This is a genomic window from Nocardia sp. NPDC059229, from assembly GCF_042754165.1.
In the GTDB taxonomy this organism is placed as follows: Bacteria; Actinomycetota; Actinomycetes; order Mycobacteriales; family Mycobacteriaceae; genus Nocardia.
In genome coordinates this window covers 954,925-977,645 of sequence record NZ_JBHZAK010000001.1, presented here as the reverse complement: position 1 = coordinate 977,645, position 22,721 = coordinate 954,925, and the positions used below count along the sequence as shown (strand labels likewise).

Here is a 22,721-nt window from a genome sequence, read left to right as displayed (position 1 = left end):
ACCCGGAGGGACGACGATGTCGCAGTTACTCGTGGAATATCCGCAGACGCGAAACGGCTGGTGCGACAACCCGCTTGCCCGCGCCGCCGACGGCATCCTGCGCTACGGCAACCTCAGGCCCGCGCTCACCGAACTCCTCGACGTCCAGGTCCACACCTTCGCCGCCCGCGAGGCCGTGGTCGAGATAGGCGGCCCCCGGCTCACCTACCGCGAACTCTGGTACTCGGCCTCCCGCATCGCCGGCGGCCTGCAGGAACACGGCATCGGCTACGGCGACCGGGTCGCGGTCCGCATGCCGGTCGGCGCCCGCTGGGTGCAGGCGTTCCTGGGCGCGCTGCTCTCCGGGGCGGTGCCGGTGCTGGTTCACGACGGCCTGCCGGATGCCGTGGCGGACCGCGTGATTCACGACGCCCGCGCCGACTTCGTACTCGACGGCGGCGGCCGCGCGGCGGGCTTCCGCGACGCGCTGCCCGACGGCGCGGCCTTCATCGACGACGGCGCGTCCCTCGGCGAACTGGCACTGCTCAGCTACACCAGCCCCTGCTCCGGGGCGGGCCCGCGCGGGGTGGAGCTGACCAACGAGAACCTGCTCTCCGCGGTCCGTTCCGTGGTCGGCGCGCTGGATCTGCCCACCGACGGCCTGCGCAATCTGGTGCTGCTGCCGCTCGCGCACGCCAGCGGCTGCGTCGACCAGCTGCTGCCCACCTTCGCGGTCGGCGGCACCGTGGTGCTCACCCCCGACCGGTCCGCGGTGCCGGAAGCCCTTGTCGCCGAACGCATCGACATGGTCGCCGCGACCCCGCGCATCTTCGCCGGACTGCTGCCCGGCCTGGCCGGGCTGCGGGTGGAGCGGGTCCGGCAGATCTGCAGTGCCGGGCATCGCGCCGAACTGGCCGCCGCCGACCCGGCCACCTCCGAATCCGTCGCCAACTCCCTGCGTGCGGTCTTCGGGGAGGCCCGGCAGTGGTCGGTGTGGGGCGCGACCGAGACCTCCGGCATCGGGCTGGCCCGTGACGACACCGCTCCGGGCCGGGACGCGCTCGGATTCGCCTTCGGCGGAACCGAACTCGCGCTGTGGGGCCCGCTCGCGGCCGTCGGCCACGGCGAGCTGCTGTGCCGGGGGCCGAATGTCAGCCCCCGCTACTGGAACGACCCGCAGACCACCGAGTCCCGCTTCACCGGCTCCTGGTTCCACACCGGAAACCAGGTCAGCATCGACCGCAACGGCCTGGTCCGCCGGTCGAACGCGGACTGATCGCGCGCTGCCACGGAGAACAACCGCAGCGGTCAGACGAGCATCCGGGCGCGCAGCGCGTCGCGCAGCTCCTGGGTGATGCCGATCTCGGCGAGATAGCCGTCCAGGCCGCCGTACATGGCGTTCATGGAGTTGGTGCCCGACTCCAGGTATTCGGGGCGGACGCCGAGCAGATCGTCGGAGAGTTCCTCGTCGGTGCCCGCGGTCATCAATGCGCGCAGGGTGGGGACAGCGTCATTGCTGAGCAGGTAGTCGGCGTAAATGTCCTCTTCGATGACATCGACCGCCCGCAGCAGTGTGGCCACGGCCCACCCGGTGCGGTCCTTGCCCGCGGCGCAGTGCACCAGCGCGGTGCCGTTCAGCACGGAGTCGGCGAGCGATCGGATGGCGACGTGCGCCTCGGGCAGGGCGGGGAAGAGCCGGTAGACCTCGAGCATGTGGCCGGAGGCGCTGCTGTGGCGGCGCGCCTCGTGCGGCGGGGTCTCGCCCATGCGGGGGTCGAAGGGGGTGACCTTCAAACGCACGCCGTCCGGGACGACGTCGTGGCCGATGTGGTCGATCTCGGCGAACCCGCGCAGGTCGTGGACGTCGGTGACGCCCAGCTTGCCGAGGGTGGTGAGGCCCGTCTCGTCGAGCCGGCTGAGCTGGGCGGACCGCAGCAGCACTCCGTCCCGCATGGTGGAACCGCCCGCGGTGCGGGCGCCGCCGAGATCACGGAAATTGAAGGTGCCGGAGATCAGGAATTGGTCATGGCGCGCAGAAGTCACCCGGTCAGGCTATCGGTGGGCGGGTAACGCCAGAGTGTCGAACAGTGGAGCGTTGTGGGTTCGCGCACACCCGCTATGTTTCATCGCACACCCGCCGATAAAATACCGTCCGGTCCAAACAACGGCTTTACCGGGCGATCGTTCAATTTGATCATTCCCATCCGGTCGCAAGCCTGTTCCAATTAGGTAACAAAACATTCTTGAGGTATGGAATCAGCTATCAAAGCTGGTTGCCGGGCCAGAAAAAGACGTAACATCAATACCCGTTGAACGGGTACGTCGGCGTACAAGCCGGAGATCAGTGCCGATCTGCAACACCCGTTGAGCGAGCCGCGCAGGCGAGGTGCGCGAGTTCTTTGCCAAAGGGAGTCGTCGTTGAGCGCAAGTGGAGAAATCACCCAGGTCGGACTTCGTCCGGCCATGACCGAGGCCATCGAGACCGCGGCCGTGTCGCTTGATTTCAGGGGTAATCGTGCCCTGCGCATCCTGCTGCACGCGGGACTCAGCACGCTGTGGCCGATCTTGAAATCCTCTCCGGACCGGCAGATCCGTGCCTACGAGTCCACCCTGGCGGTGCTGCGGCGGCGTTGGGAGAACCAGGCCACCTGTGTCCCGGACCCGGTCGCCACGGCCATGTTCCGGGAGCTGGACGCCGACGTGACGTCCTTCCTGGACCACTGCGCCAGCCGCTCGGGAACCCAGTGGCTGGAGCCGGTGGATGCCATCGCCGCCTATCTACTGGCCGTCATTCAGGGCATGGTGCTGCGCTGGCTGGCCGACTGTGATGACGAGATCTCACTGGTGGTGCTGGACGACCTGGTCTCGTACCTGTCGACCAAGGCCGTCGACCTGCCCTGACACACCCGGCCTGCCCCGAAACTTAATGCTGGACGATTGACCAGGTTCATGGTCGAATGATCTGGTGACCGATTCGTCGCCGATCAGCGGGCTGCACGCGGCCACCGCAGACCTCGAACCTCCGCTCGCCGCGGTCGATATGACCGCCCTGCGCGCCAATGCCGACGATCTGGTGCGCCGCGCCCGCGGCGTACCGATCCGGGTGGCCAGCAAATCCGTGCGCTGCCGCGCCGTTCTCGAGGAAGTCCTCGGGCCCAAGCTCACCGCCTCCGGCGGCTTCGCGGGCATCATGGGTTACTCACTGCGCGAAGCCATCTGGCTGGTCCGGGAGGGCGCGCGCGATGTACTGCTCGGCTATCCCACCGCCGACCGGCACGCCCTGGCGGAACTCGCCTCCGACCAGTTGCTGCTGGACTCCATCACCCTCATGGTCGACGACACCGCCCAGCTCGACCTGATTCGCGAGGCCGTCGGCAGTGAAAAGGTCTCTCCCCGTGTGTGTCTGGATGTGGACGCCTCCCTGCGCCTCGGCCCACTGCACCTGGGTGTGCGCCGTTCGCCCATCCGCACCCCCGAGCAGGCCGCCCGGCTGGCCGCCGAAACCCGTTCCCGCGGTTTCCGGGTCGTCGGCGTGATGACCTACGAGGCTCAGATCGCGGGTCTTCCGGACACCAATCCCGCTGTGCGCCTGGTGAAGTGGGCGTCTGCGGCGGAGATCGGGAAGCGCCGCCGCCAGGTGCTGGAGGCGGTGCGGTCGACGGTCGGTGAACTCGAGCTGGTCAACTCCGGCGGCACCGGGTCCATCGAGGTCAGCATTACCGACCCGGGCGTCACCGAGGTGACCGCGGGTTCGGGCCTGTACCTGCCGACCCTGTTCGACGGCTACCGCAATCTGGCGCCGCGGCCGTCCATGTACTTCGCCACGCCGGTGCTGCGCCGGCCGGCGCCGGGCATCGCCACTGTCTTCTCCGGCGGCTACATCGCCTCCGGGCCGACCGGGGCCTCGCGGGTGCCGAAACCGGTGTGGCCCTTGGGCTTGAAACTGATCGGGACCGAGGGCGCGGGCGAGGTGCAGACCCCGCTGACGGGCGCCGACGGCCTGGAGATCGGCGACCGGGTCTGGTTCCGGCACGCCAAGGCGGGCGAGCTGTGCGAGCGCTTCAACGAGGTGCATCTGATCGATGGGGACGGCAGCCGCACCACGGTGCCCACCTATCGCGGTGAAGGGCACTGCTTCGGCTGAGCCGAGGGAGCCGGGCCCGGGCTAGACCCGGTCGAGCTGCAGTAACGCGGCCAGGTCGGACAGCTCGGCGGTGGTGGCCGGGAGGTATTCGGTCAGCAGCGGCGAGCGCACGATGATCGCCGACCACATGGCCCGCGAGATCGCGCTGGTCAGCCAGTGCCGCGACAGCAGCGCGCCGATCCCGTGCGGGGCGTCCTCGGGCGCGGAGGTGGTCATGGAGACCAGCACCACCGCGGCCTCGCGGCCCTGGAAGTGGTCGGGCGTGCCGACCAGGACGTCCTCGATGCGGGCCCGCGACAGCAGGGTCCGGATGCGCGCCACCTGGGCGTGGTAGGGGGCCACCACCAGGATGTCATGTGGATGCAGGCGGCGGGTGAGTGCGCCGGTGTGCCAGGGCAATCCGAGCAGCGTGCGCACCTGGCGCACGATTTCCCGTGCCTCCTCGGCGGATTCGGTGCTGTTGCCGTGATGCTCCACCGGCACGGTGCGCACGCCGGGTGGAATGCCGTCGAGTTCCCTTGCAAGGGTGACGGTTTCATTGGAGCGCAGCCGATTGTCGTAGCGCAGCCGCGACACCGGGCCACACATACGCGGATGCATGCGCCAGGTGCGGTCCAGGAAGTAGCCGTAGGCGGCGGGCAGGGTGCGGTGCGCGCCGAGCAGCCGGCCCAGCACGGATTCGGCGATCGGCTCGGGATGCGCGCCGTGTCCCGTCGGCGGCGCGGGGTCGCCGACCAGCAGCAGATTCCGGGCGCACACGGCCACGGCCACCGCCTCGGCCAGCGGGAATTTCCCGGCGTCCACGATGACCAGCAGGTCCAGGCTGTCGCGCGCGATGCGCTCGGGATCGGTGAAGTCGCTCGAAAGTCCGCCCACCACACAGCCGTTCACGGCATTGTCGAGGAAGCGCGGATAGCGCGAGGCCTCGATGGGCAGCCATTCCGGCGCCACCGCCCGGCTGTCGGCCTTGGCGACGAGCTCCGGCAGCACACCCACCTGCACCACGGCGTCGAGCACGTGCTCGACCACCTGGTGCGAGCGCGCCACCACGCCGACCCGCCACCGGTAGCGGGTGACGAGCCGTTCCACGGCGCGCGCGGTGGTGTCGGTCTTGCCGGTGCCGGGCGGGCCCTGCACGGCCACATACGAATTGTCGAGATCCAGGACGGCGGCGGTGACGGCGGCGGCGTGATCGCCGAACACCTCGGGCAGCGCCGTGCCCGCGCGCAGCCGGGGCGGGCGGCGGCACAGGATGTCGAAGACGGCGGTCTCGGGCACCTGGGGGAGGGTCACCAGCAGCTGATGTGCGGTGTCCTCCAAGGCTTCCGCGAGATGGATGTCGTGGTCGGGCGGGCAGGGCGCGATGGCCGCGGGCAGCTCGGCGTAGGGTTCGCAGCCCTCGGGCAGCATCTCCACCACCCGCACCACATCCTCGAAATTGGTGTCCAGCGCGCAGCCGAGGACGGTGGCGTGTGCCGCCGCGCGCAGGCCCGGGGTGACCGTCATGCCGGGCGCGGGGCGGTCGTAGAGGGTGAGCACCGCTGTGCCCGGTGGCGGTGCGTTGCCGGTGCCCAGCCGGCCGCTGAGGGTCAGGTAGCGCCGCATGGGCTGCTGGCCGGTGCTGTGCCAGTCGGTGTCGACCGAACCGGAGTCGGCGACGAGAACCCCTGCGGTGTCGGCCCATTCGGCCACCGGATGGTCGAGCCGGTCGTCGTGCGCCCAGCGCAGCGGCCGCCGCTCGCGCCGGTGATAGCCCAGCGCCGCCGCCGCGAGCCCGGCCGCCTCCTGCGCCGGGCCGCGTTCCGCGCCGTCGCTCTCCGCGAATTCCCGCAGGGCCGCCTCGATTTCGTCGGGCCCCGTCTCGGCGTAGTCGTAGGACCACCGCCGGCTGGGCCGGACCTCGTGCCCGGCGGCCAGGTCGAGCAGCCAATCCCGCAGTCGGAGTACGGCTTCCGCGCCGCCGCCGCTCTCCTCCTGATTGGGCGGCAGTTGGTGCAGGTCGTAGGACCGCTCGCCGACCACCAGCGCCGCCCGCACCACCGGGTACAGGTCGGCCAGCGCGGGTAGCAGCTCCGCCACCACATCCTCACCCTCGGAATCGCGTTCGCCGATGGTGTGCAGCAGGCCGCGCAGATCGCCGCGATAGTGGTGGATCCGCAGATCCGGGCATTCGCGCTGGCGCTCGATCAGGAACTCCAGCAGCGCGTCCGCGTCGTCGCGGCGGCGGGAACGGCTCCCGTGACCGAGAGTGTCCGGGCCGTCGGCTCGAATGACGAAGGTGCGCGCGGGTTTCGGCACGGCGGGCGCGGGCACGAATCCCAGCGCGACCGTGCTCACCCCGGGCCCCTGCTCGAAGGTCGCGACCGCGGCGCTGCCGCGCTGTTCGGCGAACTGCTCACCGTCGGCCGATTCCGCTGGTTCCTGGACGAATATCGCCGGCGCGGAGGAGGTTTCGACCACGCGGAGGGCCTGCGCGGCCGGGTGGTCCGCCGGCGCCCGGTCGGCCGGTTCGAGCGCGCTGATCTGCACGATCACATCGCCTGCGGTGCGGGCGATTCCGGACCCCGCGCGCGGGAGGTCGGCGGTGTCGGGGGGATTGACCGGGGTGACGCTGACGAACAGGTCGCCACGGGTCGGCGCGGGCAGGGCGGCCAGTGCGGCCGGATCGATGAGGGCGTGCACCGGACGGCCGGTGCGCTCGCGCAGGATCTGGACCTCGGCCTGGCGGCGCAGGGTGGTCAGGGTGGCGGACGGGATGCCGGTGACGGCGGCGTCGGCGACGGCCAGCCGGTCGACGGTGGTGATCCCCGCGTCGCGCAGGTGGGCGCGGGTGGCCGGGCGCATTCCCGCCACCAGCAGCAGATCCCGGCGGGTCTCGAGTTCGGTTGTGCAGGTGGGGCAGTGGCCGCATGCCAGGAAGCGCCGGTCACCCCACTGCACGGGGAGTAGCTCGCCGAGCTTGGTGTCGACGATGAGGTTCAGCCGCGCCCGCCGCGCTTGGTAGACGACCGCCATGTCCGCGAGCGTGTACGTGACCGGGACGCCGTCCTCCCACACTCGTACCTGCGGCGCGGACCGGAAACCGTTGCGCCGCAGGGCCTCCGCGGCGGCGGCCAGGCCCAGCAGGGTCGCGATCCCGCCGCGCCGGCCCGCGACCCCGGCCACGATGTAGTCGTGTCCCTCGGGGGCGTGATCGCGCACCAGGAATTCGCAGCGCGCCACGAAGTCCCCGTCGAACACCACGCCGCCCGCGACCGCCTCGGCCTCCGCCCGCAGTGCCGTCAGCGTCCGGTCGTGCGCGTCCCGCAGTCCGGCCAGCGCGCGCTCGCGCAGGTCCTCGGAGACGAGCGCGGTCGTGGCGAGGGCGTCGGCCGCGGGCTCGGAGAGGCGGATGCGGGTGACGCCCGGCCCGTACCGGTCGCGTAGGTCGGCGAGGCGGTGTTCGACGGCCGGGTCGGGGGTGCGCGTGAGCGTGCCGGGCGACGGGAACTCGACCGGCGTCACCAGTCCCAGTTCGGCGTCGAGCGCGCGCAGCAGCGCGAACTCACAACGCGCCGCCGCCACCAGGTCTCCGGTGCTGCACACGACACGATCACCGAACAGCATCAATCGCGGCCCTCCTGTGCCTCTCCTCCGCCGACACCCGCACCCGGCCGGGGGTCGTCGTCACGTGGCCGAGTCGGGCCATAGCGTAATGACTGCGGGCGGTGTGATGTGCTGCCAGGTGCGGCGCGCGCACCCGTCCGGACCCGTCATGACCCGCCCACGTCAGCACGCGTTTGCGGGCGATGTTGGGAGACAACGCGACTCGCGCGCCCCGCAGCCGCCGACAGCGGCTCGAGGCCCGGTCGGACGCCAGAAATCGCATCGCCATTCCGGCGTGTCGCCCCGTGGGCCGCCCGGCGGCGCGTCGCTGTCCGGCAGGTTCGCTCGTTACTCGCCAGTCGCTTGTTTCGAGCGGCCCCGCAACCTGTGCGCGTCTGTCACAATCTGCCGATGCTCTACCTAGCGGGCGCTCGCGGCCGCCTTCACTACCGCCGATGGCAGCTCGATGATGCACAGGCCGTCCTGGCGTTCTTACCCGGAATCGGCCAGCACAGCGCGCACTACCATCGATTCGCGCGGGCGCTGGCCGCCCGCGGCATCGAACTCTGGGCCCTGGACACCTCCGGGCACGGACTCAGCGAAGGAGATCCCGAAAGGCCGGGCACGATCCACGAGCTGGCCGCCGACGCCCGGCTGTTCCTCGACCAGGTGCACGCACACGCGACTTCCACCCCGTTCCTGATGGGTCACTCCCTGGGCGCGGCCACCACGCTGGCCGTGCTGCGTGACGCGCAGCCGGGCGACTTCGCCGGACTGGTGCTGTGCGGGACGCCCAAGGCGGTGCTGGAGGGCAGGTCCCCGAAGTCCGCCCGCGGCGCCGAACCCGCGAATCATGCTCGCGCCCAGGGCGGTTCCCGCTCGCGTGCCGCACTGGCGACCGAGCAGGAGTCGGACTGGCCGGGACCGCGGCTGCCCGCGGGCCTGCCGGTGCTGATCGTGCACGGCGCGGATGATCGCCGGGCGCCGGTGGAACCGGTGCGGGAGTGGTCGGCCCAGGTCGGCGCGCGTTTCCAGACCTACCCCAATGCCGGCCACGACCTGCTGCACGAGCCCGCGCACGCCGAGGTCACCGCGGAGATCGTCGAATTCGTGCACGCCCGCTCGCTGGTCTGAAGGATTCGCGCTGGTCCTGAGGATTACGGTGAGGGCGTGCCCCTCTACGAATTCGAAGGCAAGCGTCCGACGGTCGATCCGACCGCGTTCATCGCGCCCACCGCGACCCTGATCGGCGATGTGCGCGTCGAGGCGGGCGCCTCGGTCTGGTACGGCGCGGTGCTGCGTGCGGACCTGGCGCCCATCATCATTCGGGAACGCGCGAACGTGCAGGACAACGCCGTGATCCACGTGCCGCAGGACGTCACCGTGGAGATCGGCGCGGGTTCGACGATCGCGCACTCGGTGGTGTTCCACGGCGCGACGTTGGGCGCGGAATCGATTGTGGGCAATGGCAGTACGGTCCTGGACATGGCCAAGATCGGCAGCGGCGTCATGATCGCCGCGCACTCGCTGGTCGGCCCGGGGCAGGAGATTCCCGATGGCGTGCTGGCCGCCGGCTCACCCGCCCAGGTCAAGAAGCCGCTCGCGGGCACCCCGGCCGAACTGTGGGTCAAGACCAATCCGAGCTTCTACGCCGACCTCGCGCAGCGACACCGCACGGGCATCACCGAGGTTCACTGATCCGTATCCCGGGAAGCGGTGGGGCGCAACAGCTTCACCACTTCCGCATCGGTGAGCTGATGGAAGTCCCGGTAGGCCCCGCCCACTCCGCCGAGGGCCCGCGGCACCAGTGGGCACACCACCTCGTCGGCGATCTCCCGGATCCGGTGCAGCGCTTCGACCGAGGACACCGGCACCGCCACCACCACCCGGCGCGGTTCGTGCAGCCCGGCGATCTCACAGGCGGCGGCGACGGTCGCGCCGGTCGCCATGCCGTCGTCCACGATCACCACGGTCCGGTCCTTCAGGTCGATCGGCGGCCCGGCCCGCAGTATCCCGCGGCGGCGCTCCAGTTCGGCCCGCTCGACGAGCTCGATGTCCGCCAGCTGATCGGGCGTCACCCCGGTATGCCGCACCACGTCGTAGTTCAGCACCCGGACGTCGTCCTCCCCGATGGCCCCCATGGCCAGTTCCGGCTGCCACGGCACCCCGAGCTTGCGTACCAGCAGCACATCGAGGTCGCCACCGATCACGTCGCGCACCGCCACGGCCACCGGCACCCCGCCCCGGGGCAGCCCCAGCACCAGCGGATCCGCCGCGCGCAGGTGCCCCAGCACCCCACCCAGCGCGCGTCCGGCGGCCGCCCGATCCGGATAGATCATCGCTGTTCAGTCTAGTTCCGTGGGCTCTCGCCCACGCGCCGGTCACTCGCCGCGGATGGTGTACCGGCGCAGCGCCAGGCTCGGATTCGTCGTGCGGACCTCGGTGAGGTGGTGCAGGTCGATGTGGGCGGTGGCGATGCCCGGCTGGTCGCCGAGTTCGGCCAGCACCGCGCCGGTGGGGGAGACGATCATGGAGGCGCCGGACCCGCGCGGTCCGGCCTGGTCGGCGGCGGCGACGTACATGGTGTTCTCGATGGCCCGGGCGCGCAGCAGCGTGGTCCACTGATCGACCTTGCCGGGACCGGGAATCCACTGGGCGGGCAGCAGCAGCACGTGCGCGCCCGCGGCGGCCAGCCGGCGAATGCCTTCGGGAAAGCGCAGATCGAAGCAGGTCTGCAGCCCGAACACCACGCCGTCCACGGTGAAGGTCTGGGACTGGTCCAGCGGGCCGGGAATGAGCAGATCGGATTCGCGCGATCCGAAAGCGTCGTACAGGTGCACCTTCCGGTAGACGGCCGCGAATTCGGCGTCGGGCGAGGCGGCGACGAGGGTGTTGTAGACGTGCCCGGCGGGCTGGTCCGGGCCCCCGGACTCGACCACGCCGGCTACCACGTGCACCCCGAATTCGGCTGCGATACCGCGCAATCCGGTGACGAACGGTCCGGTGAGCGGTTCCGCGGCGGCCAGCACCCGATCGTCGAGGCGCTTGGTGGCGAACATCGAATACTCGGGCGCCACCACCACCTTCGCTCCGAGTTCGCTGGCGGCCTTGACCTCCGCGCGCAGGGCGGTGAGATTGGCCACGGTGTCGGTGTACGGATCGAACTGCACCACCGCCACATCCACCGACCCGGCCGGTTCGGTCCCGGCGGGCCGCTCCGCCGCGGCGGCCGTTTCGTGCACGGCCGTCACCACTGCTCCCGAGCTGCCCGCATCGGCGGTGGCCAGGGTTCCGGTGACGTAGTTGCGAGCGGGAGCGGGTTCGGGATTTCCGAGTCCGGACACGGAACTCGAGGGCGTCGGGGCGGCGGGCGCGGGCGGGTTGTCCGGTTGCACGACTCCCAGGGTATTCACCCGATGGTCAAGCCCGCAGCTAGCAGGCAGTAAAATCCGTGGCAATGAGTACCTCACCGGCCGACAGCGTTCCCACTGACGACGAGAGGGACGTTTCCGGCCCGTCCTTCGCTGATTTGGGTATCGATGACCGCATCCTGCGGGCCATCGCCGATGTCGGCTACGAATCGCCGTCGCCCATCCAGGCGGCGACGATTCCGCCGCTGCTCGACGGCGCGGACGTGGTGGGCCTGGCCCAGACCGGTACCGGCAAGACCGCGGCCTTCGCCATCCCGATCCTCATGGGCATCGAGATGACCGGCAAGGCCCCGAAGGCGCTGGTGCTGGCCCCGACCCGGGAGCTGGCCATCCAGGTCGCCGAGGCGTTCGGCCGCTACGCGGTGCACATTCCCGGCCTGCATGTGCTGCCCATCTACGGCGGTCAGAACTACGCGGTGCAGCTGTCCGGTCTGAAGCGCGGTGCGCAGGTGGTCGTCGGCACGCCGGGCCGCGTCATCGACCACCTCGAGCGCGGCACCCTGGACCTGTCGCAGCTGCAGTACCTGGTGCTCGACGAGGCCGACGAGATGCTCAAGATGGGCTTCCAGGACGATGTCGAGCGCATCCTCGCCGACACGCCCGACGAGAAGCAGGTCGCGCTGTTCTCGGCGACCATGCCGTCGGCCATCCGCAAGATCTCCAAGCAGTACCTGAAGAACCCGACCGAGATCACCGTCAAGACCAAGACGTCGACGAACACCAATATCACCCAGCGCTGGGTGCTGGTGTCGTATCAGCGCAAGCTGGACGCGCTGACCCGCATCCTCGAGGTCGAATCCTTCGAGGCCATGATCATCTTCGTGCGCACCAAGCAGGCCACCGAGGAGCTGGCCGAAAAGCTGCGCGCGCGTGGGTATTCCGCGGCCGCCATCAACGGCGACATCGCGCAGGCCCAGCGTGAGCGCACCATCGGCCAGCTCAAGTCCGGTGTGCTCGACATCCTGGTCGCCACCGACGTGGCCGCGCGCGGCCTGGACGTGGAACGCATCTCGCACGTCGTCAACTACGACATCCCGCACGACACCGAGTCCTACGTGCACCGCATCGGCCGCACCGGCCGCGCGGGCCGCTCCGGTGACGCGCTGCTGTTCGTGGCCCCGCGCGAGCGCCGGCTGCTCGACGCCATCGAGCGCGCCACCCGCCAGCAGGTCACCGAGATGCAGCTGCCCAGCGTCGAGGACGTGAACGCCCAGCGCGTGCAGAAGTTCGGCGACACCATCACCGAGAATCTGACCTCGGCCAATCTGCCGCTGTTCCGCAAGCTGATCGAGGACTACGAGCGCGAGCACAATATCCCGCTGGTGGACATCGCCGCGGCGCTCGCGGTGGGCGGTCACGACGGCGACAACTTCTTCATGGAGCCCGATCCGGAGCCGACCGCGCGCGAGCGCCGCGAACGCGCCCCGCGTTCCTTCGACGACCGTGACCGCGAACGCGGTCCCCGCGAGCGTCGCGAGCCGAGCGGTCCGTCCCGGCATCGCCAGACCGGCGCGGAGCTTGTCACCTATCGCATCTCGGTCGGCAAGCGCCACAAGGTCGCCCCCGGCGCGATCGTGGGCGCCATCGCCAATGAGGGTGGCCTGCGCCGCAGCGACTTCGGCCACATCAGCATCCGTCCGGACCACTCGCTGGTGGAGCTGCCGGCCGACCTGTCCAAGGAAACCCTGAATGCTCTGAGCCGAACCCGGATCAGTGGTCAGCTCATCGACCTCCAGCTGGACCAGGGCCCGCCCGGAGGGCGCTCCATGAGCCGCGCCCCGCGCCGCGAGGGCAAGCGCCCGGAGGCCCGGCGCAAGCCGCGGTTCTGAGCCCGCCGCTTGAAACGATCAACGCCCGCATCCGGAAGGGATGCGGGCGTTGCGTTTTCGAGGGTGCGGCGTCGCCGTAGGTCAGTTGGTTCCGGGCGCGCCCGCGGCGGGGGCGGCGTCGGGAGCCTGTGCCGGAGTCGGCGGAGTCGCCGGGGCGGCCGAGGTGGTCGGGGCCGAGGCGTCCGGGGTGGCGGGGGCGGCAGGCTGGGCGGGCGGAGTGTCGGACACGGTGAACAGGCCGACGGTCGGCAGCACCACGCAGCGCGCGCCCGGGTAGTCGATGGTGCCCCACAGCGAGGCGACGACGGTGCCCGCGCCGGCATCGACGGTCTTCGACAGCGAGGGCAGGTTGTACTCGGTCTGGTCGTCGAGGGCGGTGATGCCGCTGCGGCCGTTGTTCACATTCAGCCAGGCCACGCTCAGGCCGGAGGCGGTCGGAAAACCGTTCTGCTGCGCCATGACCTGGAAGCTGACATTGCCCGGCGGCAGCGACACCGAGGTGTTGGGACCGGTGACGGCCATCGCCGAGGTCAGGCTGAACGGCATGTTGAAGCCGCAGCCGAGGGTGGGCGCCAGGTACGAGAACGGCGTGAACTGAACGTTCTCCAGCTTCGCGGCGGCGATCAGCTGGGCCGATCGGGCGACGTCGGCGACCGCGGCCCGGCCGGCGGCATTGTCGCCGACGGCCTGGGTGAGCTGGTCGATGCCGCTCTCGACGGGCGTCTTCGGCTGGTCGGCGGTGGCCGCGCTGGTCGCGCCGACGGTGGCCGCGGCCGTGAGGGCGGCGACCGCCAGGGCGCGCCGGGACAGAGTCCAACCGTTCACTCGTGCTGCTCCTGCGTCGATATTCTCGCCGAGCCACAACAGCCCGACGTCCCGGAATTCGGGTATCGGATTCCTGGGCAACCTACCAGCTCAGCTCGAGAGCCGGGATGTCGAGTCGCTGCGAGCCGAGCGCCCCGGGCCGTCCGGTCGGTGTGATACGGGTGACAATCAGACCATTACCGGGGGGTAAGTTTGATGGCGACATCACAGCGACGCTCGGGAGAAGCAATGAAGCTGGCCCTATCACCCGATGAGGTGAAATTCCGGGACGACCTGCGCGAGGTCTACCGGACCAAGATCCCGGCGGAGATCCGTGACCGCATGAAATACGGTCACGAGCTCTCTCGCGATGACATCGTCACCACCCACCGCATCCTCAACGAGAACGGCCTGGCCGTGCCCAAGTGGCCGGTGCAGTGGGGCGGCCGCGACTGGTCGCCCATGCAGCTGCACATCTGGGAGGACGAGATGCAGCTGGCCTCGGTGCCGGAGCCGCTCACCTTCAACGCCCAGATGATCGGCCCGGTCATCGCCCAGTTCGGCTCCGAGGAGCTCAAGCAGCGCTTCCTGCCGGCCACCGCCAATCTCGACATCTGGTGGTGCCAGGGCTTTTCCGAGCCCGACGCGGGCTCGGACCTGGCGGCGGTGCGCACCACCGCGGTGCGCGACGGCGACTCCTACATCGTCAACGGCCAGAAGATCTGGACCACCCTGGCCCAGTACGCCGACTGGATCTTCTGCCTGGTGCGCACCGACCCGACCGTCAAGAAGCAGGCCGGTATCTCGATGCTGCTCTTCGACGTCAAGAGCCCCGGCGTGACCATCCGGCCGATCAAGCTCATCGATGGCCACCACGAGGTCAACGAGGTCTTCTTCGAGAACGTCCGAGTGCCCGCCGATCAGCTGGTCGGCGAGGAGAACATGGGCTGGACCTACGCCAAGTTCCTGCTCGGCAACGAGCGCACCGGCATCACCGGTGTGGGCCGCACCAAGGTGAAGCTGGGCGTCGCGAAAGAGTATGCGGCGCAGATCCGTTCGGGCGACGGCACGCTGCTCGAGGACCCGGCGTTCGCCGCGCGCGTGGCCGAGATCGAGAACGAGCTGCTGGCGCTGGAGCTCACGCTCATGCGCGTGGTCTCCAATTCCAATGACGGCAAGCCGAATCCGGCCTCGTCGGTGCTGAAGCTGCGCGGTTCGGAGCTGCAGCAGGCCGCCACCGAGCTGCTGCTGGACGTCGCCGGGCCGGACGCGCTGCCGGTGAACGCCGGGGACATCGCCTCGCCCGGCTGGGCGCAGCGCAGCGGTCCCGGCTATCTCAACTTCCGCAAGACCACCATCTACGGAGGCTCCAGCGAGGTGCAGCGCACCATCATCGCCTCCACCATTCTCGGATTGTGAGCCGCCGCCATGGATTTCGAACTCACCGATGAACAGGTCATGCTGCGGGACACGGTCCGGGATCTGCTGGGCCGCGCCTACGACCCGGAGACCCGCCTGAAGGTCACCGACACCGACCTCGGCTGGAACCGCGACGTCTGGCGGCAGCTCGCCGAATTGGGCGTCCTCGGACTGGCTTTCGACGAGGAGGACGGCGGCGTGGGCGCCGGGCCGGTCGAGACCATGGTGGTCATGGAGGAGATCGGCCGCCGCAATGCCCCCGAGCCCTTCCTCGACGCCGTGCTCGTACCCGGCGGGCTGGTGGCCCGCGCCGGCACCGCCGACCAGCGGCAGCGCGTGCTGCCCGCGCTCGTCGGCGGCGAGACCCTGCTGGCCTTCGCGCACCAGGAACCCGGCACCCGGTGGCCCGCAACCGAACTGGCCACCACTGCGGTCCGCGACGGTGACGGCTATCGGATCACCGGCGTCAAGAACCCCGTCCCGCACGGTGACTGCGCCGATCAGCTGGTGGTCAGCGCCGCCCTTCCCGGCGGCGGCATCGGCCTGTTCCTGATCGCGGCCGACGCCGAGGGCGTCACCAGCACCCCCTACCGCACCTTCGACGAGCGTCGCGGTGCGCAGCTCGAATTCGCCTCCGCCGCAGCCGAACTCCTCGGCGACGGCGGTGACGCGCAGCCGGTGGTGGACGCGGTGGAGGTGGCGGCGCAGGCGAGCCTGTGCGCCGAATCCCTCGGCGCGATGGAGGAGGCCCTGCGGCTGACCGCCGAATACCTGAGGACGCGCAAGCAGTTCGGCGTCACGCTGTCCAAGTTCCAGACCCTGACCCAGCGTGCCGCCAATATGTATGTGTCCCTGGAACTCGCGCGCAGCATGAGCCTGTACGCCACGGCCGCCGTCGCCGACGGTTCCGCCGACCGGGTGGCGGCGTCGCGCGCCCGGCTGCAGGTCGGCCGCTCCGCCCGCCACATCGGCCAAGAGTCCATCCAGATGCACGGCGGTATCGGCATCACGACCGAATATCCGGTCAGTCACTACGTTGCCCGTCTCACCGCCATCGCCCGCACCCTGGGTGGCGACCTGGAACACCTGCGTGTTCTCACCGACCGCGTGGGCGACTACACCCTCGTGGAGTTCTGACCCGCACCACCGAGGCCGCGCCCCGCTCCACCCCGGAGCGGGTGCGTTGGCCGACGCAGAATTCACTGGTGCACAGTGGATCTCGGTGTGCTTGTGCTCGCTCCTGCTCTCGGTGGTGCCGAGGGGCGCGAAGCTGGAATTTCGGTGTCGGGGACGGATGGGGCGGGCGTAGGGTTCGGGTACGGGAGGAGAAGCAGTACGGCTGGACGGGAACACCGTGGTGTTGCCCGGTGGGGGTGGTGCTGCCCGAACAGCCCTGGCTGGACGGCATCAACTCCGGCACCGGCACCATCCGCCAATTCGTGGCGGTGCCACTGGGATTGGGTGCGAGCGTCGAGGGTCAGGTCACCGGCGAGGAGACCCATGGCGGCATCCAGCTCCAGAACTTCGCGTTGAACGAGGTCGAGCTCGCGCGCTGGCGCAAGACGATGGAAGCCGATCGTGAACGGGTGCGGGCGATCTCGTACGGGGATGACGTTCCCATGCTCGGGCCCCAGCCGCCCGGTATGCCCGCTCCGGCCGGTGGCCAGCCGCCCGGGTTCGGAGCTCCGCCGCCCCCGCCGCCCGCACCGGGCAGCGGCGAACGCGGGCTGTTCGCGCGCGCCGCACCGCGTAAGCGGGCCACCGCCGTGGGTCTCGGGGTCGGCGGCACCATGCGGCAGGAGATCTACAAAGACGAACGCGCCCTGACGGATTGGGCCACCGATCCTGCCGGCCGCATCTTCGTCCATCTGGTGACCCCGCCCGACTGGCAGCGGATCACCGGCGAGGCCGCACCGCCGTCCCCGGTCGACCGCAGGGCCTACACCGAGGCGGGCCTACCCTGGTTCGACCACTTCGATTCGGACGCAACCGATCTGGCCCCCGCCGACCCGCTCACCGCGGTGGCTCCGGTCGGTGACTGGCTGGGCGACGACCACGAACCGTGGCAGCCGCCGGCCCCGGGCCAGGTACACCAGCTCGGCGACCAGAAGGGCGCTCCGGTCGAAGACGGCGACTGGTGAGCTCGGTGGGGGACCGGCCGCGCTACCCGTCGGAGTTGTCCGAGGCCGGGTGATCCGTGGTCGGGAGGGCGGTCGGCGGGACCGTGGTGACCGGCAGTTCGGTTGTGGCGCGCGGGCTTTCGGTGGTGGCCGGGCGCGTGGTGGTGGCGCGCGACGGCGTGGAGCGGGTGCTCGCATTCGGGTCCGCGGCCGGGTCGTCCGGGGTGCCCGTGATGGTGGAGATCGGCGCGCGCCGGGAAGGCTGGTCGGCGGCCACCCGCCAGGTGGGGGACGGCGGGATGACGACGGCGGGCGTGGTGCTCGCGCTGCTGTTCGTCGAAGTCACCGGCGCCGCTTGCAGATCGGCGTTCAGCGGCGGCGGCGCGACGTAGGTGTCGGTGTGCCCGAGGCCGCAGGCGCCCAGGAGAATGAGCCCGGCCGACACCACGCCGACCGCTGCGGCGGCACCCGCCACGGGCTTGGGCAGGTGACGCAGCGGGGTGAGGCCGCGCTCGTCCGCGCCGGCGTTGCTGCCGTCCATTGGTGGCACTCCTGATTCGTGTCGAGTGGGCTCACCCTAACGGAGGCCGCAGGGCGGGGCCAGGCGGGTGGTCGGTTCGATAACCGGACAGCACAGGCGATTCCGTAGGCCTCGGAAATATCTCAAACAGCCATGATTCAGATATCGAATTAGTAAACTCGCCGCGTTTTGGGCACGTGTCGTATGGACTTTCCGTTGCAGAGCCGTAATGTGTGTCCAAAGTTACACGTGAGACGCTCGAAATTTGCCGAGGGGCGCGCCGAAGAATCGCGAGACCCGGCGGGCGTCATCGAGGAGTGGATGATGGGTGCATTTTCGGCATCTCCGCTGCGCGCATCGGCGCGTGCAGGAGAACCTGCGGCCCCCGGGCTGCGGATGTCGGCAATCCTGGCCCGCGTCGTCGCCTGGCTGATCTTCCTGGGTGGGCTCGCCGGCGCGGTACTCGGCATTGCCGGGCTACGCGTCGAAATCACCGTCGCCGGACTGATTCTCGCCTGCACCGCGGGTTTGGTGTTGCTCAAACTTCGGGCCGACGCGCACACTGGCTAATTCTCCGCGAATTAGTCATTTGCGGCAATTACCCATTCGAATGCTTCGGCTTCGGATCGTGCGCCCTCAATCGTCCGGGATCGGTTGGGCTCAGCGAGTTCCATCAGCAACTCTTCGGAAATCCCCACCAGATCCGACAATACGGACGGGGTAAACCATTCCGGACGGGTAGCGAACAGCAGATCCTCGCTCGAGGTGTTGCCGGAGGCGCCCGGCGCGAAAGGACACCCGCCCAGCCCACCCAGCGAACCGTCCACCACGGCCGCGCCGGCGGCCAGGGCCGCCAGGGAATTCGCGACGCCCATGCCCCAGGTGTCGTGACCGTGAAAAACGATGCGGTGCTGTGGCGTTCCCCAGTGCCCGGTCGCGGCCACCGCCCCGATGAGCCCGCCGACCTGACCCGGATGGGCCTGGCCGAGGGTATCGGCCACCACGATGTCCGCCGACCCCTCGGTGCGCGGATCGGCGGCGATGGCCAGGACCCGCGCGGGATCCATGGGCCCGTCGAACGGGCAGGTGAAAGCCGTTGCCAGACAGAGCTGAATGCGCCCGCCCGCCTCCGCCGCGAGCCGCACCGCCTCCGGCATGGCGGCCAGGCTGTCCTCGGTGGTGCGGCCGATATTGGCCTTGTTGTGCGCATCCGACACCGAGAAGCAGTACTGGAAATTGCGCACGCCGGCCTCCGCGGCCCGCGCCACGTGCCGGGGTGTGGCCACCCAGACCCAGCAGCGTTCCAGTTCCGCGGGCGTGAGCCGGGCGACCAGATCGAGGGTATTGGCCATGGGCGGCACCAGATCCGGGCGCGCCATGGATCCGATCTCCAGCTCGGGCACGCCCAGCGCCAGCAGCTGCCGCGCGATCTGGACCTTGCGCTCGGTGGGCAGCACTTTCCCGGTGAGCTGCAGGCCGTCGCGCAGCGTGACATCGCGCAGGGTCATGAGTTCGCCTCCAGGGCATCGATATCGGCGTCGGTCAGGCCGAGCAGGCCGGTGAGCACCTCGCGGGTGTGCTCGCCGAGGTCCGGGCCGACATTGCGGATGGGCAGCGAACGGCCGCCGATCACCGGGACGATGCCCGGGAAGCCGACCTCCTTGGGTTCGGGCTCGCCCACGTCCACCCGGAAGGGCTGGATCATATTGCGCGCCCGGTACTGCTCGTCGGAGACGATGTCGGCGGCGGTGTAGATGGGCCCGCACGGAATCGCGGCCGCCTCCAGCACCCGCAGCGCCTCCTCGCGGGTGCGCACCCGTGTCCACTCGGCGATCGAGGCGTCGAGCCGCTCGCGGTGGCGCCAGCGTCCGGCATTGTCCTGCAGCTCCGGATCGGCGGCGAGGTCCGGACGGTCGATGACCTGCATGTACCGCTGGAAGATGGCGTCGCCATTGCCGCCGATGATGATGCTGGTGCCGTCGCTGCACGGATAGGCGTTGCTGGGCGCGATGCCCTCCATGCGCCCGCCGACGCGTTCGCGATTGATGCCGTAGGCCAGATAGTCGGGCACCAGGGATTCCATGACCGACAGGATGGATTCGTTGAGCGCCACGTCGATGACGCGCTGCTCCAAGGGAACCCGCTGCACCCGCTCGCGCTGGAACAGCGCCATCACGGTGCCGAACGCGGCGTAGATCCCGGCAATGGAATCGCCGATGGACACGCCGACCCGCACCGGCGGCCGGTCCGGATCGCCCACGAGTTCGCGCAACCCGCCGACCGCTTCGGCCACCGCCGCGAAGCCCGGCCGCTGCGCGAGCGGACCGGTCTGGCCGTACGCGGAGATGCGGGTGATGACCAGATTCGGATTGGCCTCGTTGAGGACCTCGGGCCCGAGCCCCCACTTCTCGAGCATCCCGGGCCGGAAGTTCTCCAGCAGCACATCGCACTGTTCGATCAGATCCAGCACGATCCTGCGTCCGGCCTCGGTGCGCAGATCCAGCGTGATGGACTTCTTGTTCCGGTTGACCGTCCGGTACAGCATCGACGTGCCACCGCCGTAGAGCCGCCAATTCCGCAGCTCATCACCGGTTTTCGGCCGCTCCACCTTGATCACCTCGGCCCCGAAGTCCCCGAGGATCCGCCCTGCCGTCGGCGCGGCCACGTAGTTGCCCAGTTCCAGAACCCGAACGCCGTCGAGCGGCCGAATATCCATGCTCACAGTCTGCACGATGGGCGTACCCCGAAAACGGCGAAGCCGGTGCGACGGTCGAGAGGACAGTTGCACCGGCGTGCCGATCGCGGAACCTACAACGACTCCACGAAATTTCGGATCACCCTGTCGGTTCGCGGCCCGTCTCGTTCTGGACTGCGCTCCGCCTCCCCGCGCTCGGAGCGGGGGAGCGAAGCGGAGGAGCGGAGGAGGGAAGAACGAGACCTTCAGGGCCGCGAACCCGCCCGGAGCGAAGCGGAGGGCAAATCAAACACAGCTTCAGGCGGCGCGGGGTGCGACCTCCTCGATGATCGAGTAGTGCTCGGCATTACCGGTGATGATGGTGCTGGTTTCTCCGTTCACGCCGACCGGGACGTCGCCGGCGAGCGTGATGCGGGTGAGGCGGCGGGGCTGGCCGTCGTAGTCGTCGATGGCGTAGTGCTGGGTGGCGCGGTTGTCCCAGATCGCCACATCGCCGAGCTGCCAGTTCCAGCGGGTGGTGTTCTCCAACCGGGTGACACGGTTCTGCAGCAGCTGGAACAGGGCCTGCGATTCGGCGGCGGAGAAGCCGACGAAGTTCTTCACGAAATGCCCGAGCAGCAGCGCGCGTTCGCCGGTGACGGGGTGCACGCGCACCACCGGGTGCTCGGTCTCGTAGTAGGTGGACTCGAATTCCTCGCGGTAGGCCTTGATATTGGCCGTCACCTGCGCGTTCTCGCCGCGCGCGACCTCGGTGCGGTCGGCGGCGTAGTCGTAGGCATTGGTGTGGCGGGCGCGGAGGTTCTCGACGAGGGCCCGCAGTGGCGCGGGCAGCGAGTCGTAGGCCGCCACGGTCGAGGCCCAGGTAGTGGAGCCGCCGTAGGGCGGCAGGTGCACCGCGCGCAGGATGGACGCCTTCGGAATCCGGTCCACGAAGGTGACGTCGGTGTGCCAGCTGTTGGCGCGGCCGTACTCGGAGTCGATGGGCAGCGTCTTGACGCCCTTGGAGGTGACGGTCGGGTGCGGGGTGGTCGGTGCGCCCAGCAGCTGCGCGAACTCGTACTGCCCGTCCTCGGTCAGGTGCTCCTGCCCGCGGAAGAAGATGACCTTGTGCTTGTGCAGCGCGTCCTGGATGCCCTGCACGGTCACCGAATCCAGATCGCCGCCCAGTCGCACGCCGTCGATGCGCGCGCCGATCTTGCTGCCCAGCTGCACGACAGTGAGGTTGGATATGGCGTAATCGACGGACATACAATGCCTTTCGCCCGATGGAGTCCGGCCCGGATTCGAGCCATAACCAGCACACCATCGGGGCGTCCGGTGAAACAGGTTCAGGATCAGCCGGATCGAAAGGCTCGTGAGCGAACGCCCGGCGCTACCCGAGGTGTTCGCGCAGAACTACCCGAGGTGTTCGCGGAGATAGGCCAGGTCGTCGGCGACACCGTCGGCGGGGGTCTCCAGGATCACCGGCGCTCCGGCCGTGCGGCACACCTCGGCCAGCAACTGCGGGTCGATGGTCCCGTCGGCGAAGTTGGCGTGCCGGTCCGCGCCCGAATCGAAGGCGTCCCGCGAGGAGTTCAGGTGCACCAGGTCGATGCGCCCGGTGATTCCCTTGATCCGCTCCACGATCCCGACCAGTTCCTCACCGCCCGCCCAGGCATGGCAGGTGTCGAGGCAGAACCCGGCCCCGAAGTCGCCGACCGCGTCCCACAGCTGCCCGATATCGTCGAAATACCGTGCCATGGCGTGGTTTCCGCCGGCCGTGTTCTCGATGAGGATGGGCACCGCGAATCCGCCCTTGTCCTGCTGCCGCTCGAACAGCTTGCGCCAGTTGACGAATCCCTCGGCCATCTCCTCGTCGGAGCGCACGTGGCCGCCGTGCACGACCAGCCCGAAGGCGCCGAGCTCGGCGGCGGCCTTGGCCTGCTGCGCCACCGCGTTGCGCGAGGGCATGCGCAGCCGGTTGTTCAGGCTGGCCACATTGATCTGATAGGAGGAGTGCACCACCAGGTCGATATCGCTGGCCTTGATCTCCTCGGCCCGCGGGTGGGGTTGGGGCTTGTCCCAGCTCTGCGGATCCACCACGAACATCTGGATGACGTCGGCCCCGAGCTTCTCGCCGAAGCCGATCGGGTCGCTGTCCATTCGGACGTGAGCTCCAATGCGCATGCGGCCAGCGTATCCCCGACCCCCGACAG

Annotated in this window: 20 protein-coding genes; 10 read left to right on the top strand and 10 right to left on the bottom strand. The window is 69.7% G+C overall.

What is annotated here, in order from left to right:
• The first annotated feature begins 16 nt into the window (after nt 1–16).
• Nucleotides 17–1,255, top strand: coding sequence for a class I adenylate-forming enzyme family protein (locus ACFXHE_RS04535; protein ID WP_379379705.1), 1,239 nt, complete (start codon nt 17–19; stop codon nt 1,253–1,255).
• Nucleotides 1,256–1,287: 32 nt separating this feature from the next.
• Here the strand turns inward: ACFXHE_RS04535 and ACFXHE_RS04530 are convergent, their stop codons facing one another.
• Nucleotides 1,288–2,022 carry a tyrosine-protein phosphatase gene (locus ACFXHE_RS04530; RefSeq protein ID WP_379379703.1) on the bottom strand — a complete coding sequence of 245 codons (735 nt, stop codon included), beginning with the start codon at nt 2,020–2,022 and terminating at the stop codon, nt 1,288–1,290.
• Nucleotides 2,023–2,397: 375 nt separating this feature from the next.
• Between ACFXHE_RS04530 and ACFXHE_RS04525 the strand changes: the two genes are divergently transcribed.
• Complete coding sequence (locus ACFXHE_RS04525; protein WP_354833816.1) at nt 2,398–2,880, top strand: TetR family transcriptional regulator; 483 nt, start codon at nt 2,398–2,400, stop codon at nt 2,878–2,880.
• Between the two features lie 64 nt (nt 2,881–2,944).
• On the top strand, nt 2,945–4,123 hold the full coding sequence (locus tag ACFXHE_RS04520; protein WP_379379701.1) for an amino acid deaminase/aldolase: 1,179 nt from the start codon (nt 2,945–2,947) through the stop codon (nt 4,121–4,123).
• Between the two features lie 21 nt (nt 4,124–4,144).
• On the opposite strand, the gene ACFXHE_RS04515 is transcribed toward ACFXHE_RS04520, so the two are convergent.
• Complete coding sequence (locus ACFXHE_RS04515; protein WP_379379699.1) at nt 4,145–7,729, bottom strand: AAA domain-containing protein; 3,585 nt, start codon at nt 7,727–7,729, stop codon at nt 4,145–4,147.
• A gap of 390 nt (nt 7,730–8,119) precedes the next feature.
• On the opposite strand from ACFXHE_RS04515, the gene ACFXHE_RS04510 reads away from it, so the two are divergent.
• Nucleotides 8,120–8,842 carry an alpha/beta hydrolase gene (locus ACFXHE_RS04510; protein WP_379379697.1) on the top strand — a complete coding sequence of 241 codons (723 nt, stop codon included), beginning with the start codon at nt 8,120–8,122 and terminating at the stop codon, nt 8,840–8,842.
• Nucleotides 8,843–8,878: 36 nt separating this feature from the next.
• Nucleotides 8,879–9,406, top strand: coding sequence for a gamma carbonic anhydrase family protein (locus tag ACFXHE_RS04505; protein ID WP_354833823.1), 528 nt, complete (start codon nt 8,879–8,881; stop codon nt 9,404–9,406).
• Here the strand turns inward: ACFXHE_RS04505 and ACFXHE_RS04500 are convergent.
• Both ACFXHE_RS04500 and ACFXHE_RS04495 read right to left on the bottom strand, forming a co-directional pair.
• Entirely contained in the window at nt 9,400–10,047 is a 648-nt protein-coding gene (locus tag ACFXHE_RS04500) for a phosphoribosyltransferase (protein WP_379379695.1), read from the bottom strand. The two genes, ACFXHE_RS04505 and ACFXHE_RS04500, sit on opposite strands and share 7 nt — an antisense overlap.
• Before the next feature lie 42 nt (nt 10,048–10,089).
• The gene (locus ACFXHE_RS04495; protein ID WP_379380405.1) at nt 10,090–10,950 is read right to left on the bottom strand and encodes a carbon-nitrogen hydrolase family protein; all 861 of its coding nucleotides are present in this window, start codon (nt 10,948–10,950) and stop codon (nt 10,090–10,092) included.
• A gap of 215 nt (nt 10,951–11,165) precedes the next feature.
• Here ACFXHE_RS04495 and ACFXHE_RS04490 point away from each other — a divergent pair, with 215 nt between their 5' ends.
• On the top strand, nt 11,166–12,968 hold the full coding sequence (locus ACFXHE_RS04490; protein ID WP_379379693.1) for a DEAD/DEAH box helicase: 1,803 nt from the start codon (nt 11,166–11,168) through the stop codon (nt 12,966–12,968).
• Nucleotides 12,969–13,049: 81 nt separating this feature from the next.
• Here ACFXHE_RS04490 and ACFXHE_RS04485 read toward each other — a convergent pair whose 3' ends face one another.
• Nucleotides 13,050–13,793: a hypothetical protein gene (locus tag ACFXHE_RS04485; protein ID WP_379379691.1), complete on the bottom strand. Its 744-nt coding sequence runs from the start codon at nt 13,791–13,793 to the stop codon at nt 13,050–13,052.
• 228 nt (nt 13,794–14,021) lie between these two features.
• Between ACFXHE_RS04485 and ACFXHE_RS04480 the strand changes: the two genes are divergently transcribed.
• From ACFXHE_RS04480 to ACFXHE_RS04470, 3 genes are all read left to right on the top strand, one after another.
• Nucleotides 14,022–15,191, top strand: coding sequence for an acyl-CoA dehydrogenase family protein (locus ACFXHE_RS04480; protein WP_379379689.1), 1,170 nt, complete (start codon nt 14,022–14,024; stop codon nt 15,189–15,191).
• A gap of 9 nt (nt 15,192–15,200) precedes the next feature.
• Nucleotides 15,201–16,328 carry an acyl-CoA dehydrogenase family protein gene (locus ACFXHE_RS04475; protein WP_379379687.1) on the top strand — a complete coding sequence of 376 codons (1,128 nt, stop codon included), beginning with the start codon at nt 15,201–15,203 and terminating at the stop codon, nt 16,326–16,328.
• Between the two features lie 230 nt (nt 16,329–16,558).
• A complete protein-coding gene (locus tag ACFXHE_RS04470) occupies nt 16,559–17,332 on the top strand; it encodes a hypothetical protein (RefSeq protein ID WP_379379685.1) in 774 nt (257 codons plus the stop codon).
• A 22-nt stretch (nt 17,333–17,354) separates the two neighbouring features.
• Here ACFXHE_RS04470 and ACFXHE_RS04465 read toward each other — a convergent pair whose 3' ends face one another.
• Complete coding sequence (locus ACFXHE_RS04465; protein ID WP_379379683.1) at nt 17,355–17,852, bottom strand: hypothetical protein; 498 nt, start codon at nt 17,850–17,852, stop codon at nt 17,355–17,357.
• Nucleotides 17,853–18,155: 303 nt separating this feature from the next.
• Between ACFXHE_RS04465 and ACFXHE_RS04460 the strand changes: the two genes are divergently transcribed.
• Nucleotides 18,156–18,401, top strand: a complete 246-nt coding sequence (locus tag ACFXHE_RS04460; RefSeq protein WP_364607325.1) for a hypothetical protein — start codon at nt 18,156–18,158, stop codon at nt 18,399–18,401.
• 11 nt (nt 18,402–18,412) lie between these two features.
• Here the strand turns inward: ACFXHE_RS04460 and ACFXHE_RS04455 are convergent, their stop codons facing one another.
• The 4 genes from ACFXHE_RS04455 to ACFXHE_RS04440 form a co-directional block, all read right to left on the bottom strand.
• A complete protein-coding gene (locus ACFXHE_RS04455; RefSeq protein WP_379379681.1) occupies nt 18,413–19,339 on the bottom strand; it encodes a hydroxymethylglutaryl-CoA lyase in 927 nt (308 codons plus the stop codon).
• The gene (locus tag ACFXHE_RS04450) at nt 19,336–20,547 is read right to left on the bottom strand and encodes a CaiB/BaiF CoA transferase family protein (RefSeq protein WP_379379679.1); all 1,212 of its coding nucleotides are present in this window, start codon (nt 20,545–20,547) and stop codon (nt 19,336–19,338) included. The genes ACFXHE_RS04455 and ACFXHE_RS04450 overlap by 4 nt, the downstream gene beginning before the upstream one ends.
• A 276-nt stretch (nt 20,548–20,823) precedes the next feature.
• Complete coding sequence (locus ACFXHE_RS04445) at nt 20,824–21,774, bottom strand: TauD/TfdA dioxygenase family protein (RefSeq protein ID WP_379379677.1); 951 nt, start codon at nt 21,772–21,774, stop codon at nt 20,824–20,826.
• Nucleotides 21,775–21,921: 147 nt separating this feature from the next.
• On the bottom strand, nt 21,922–22,692 hold the full coding sequence (locus tag ACFXHE_RS04440) for a deoxyribonuclease IV (RefSeq protein WP_379379675.1): 771 nt from the start codon (nt 22,690–22,692) through the stop codon (nt 21,922–21,924).
• Between the last annotated feature and the right edge of the window lie 29 nt (nt 22,693–22,721).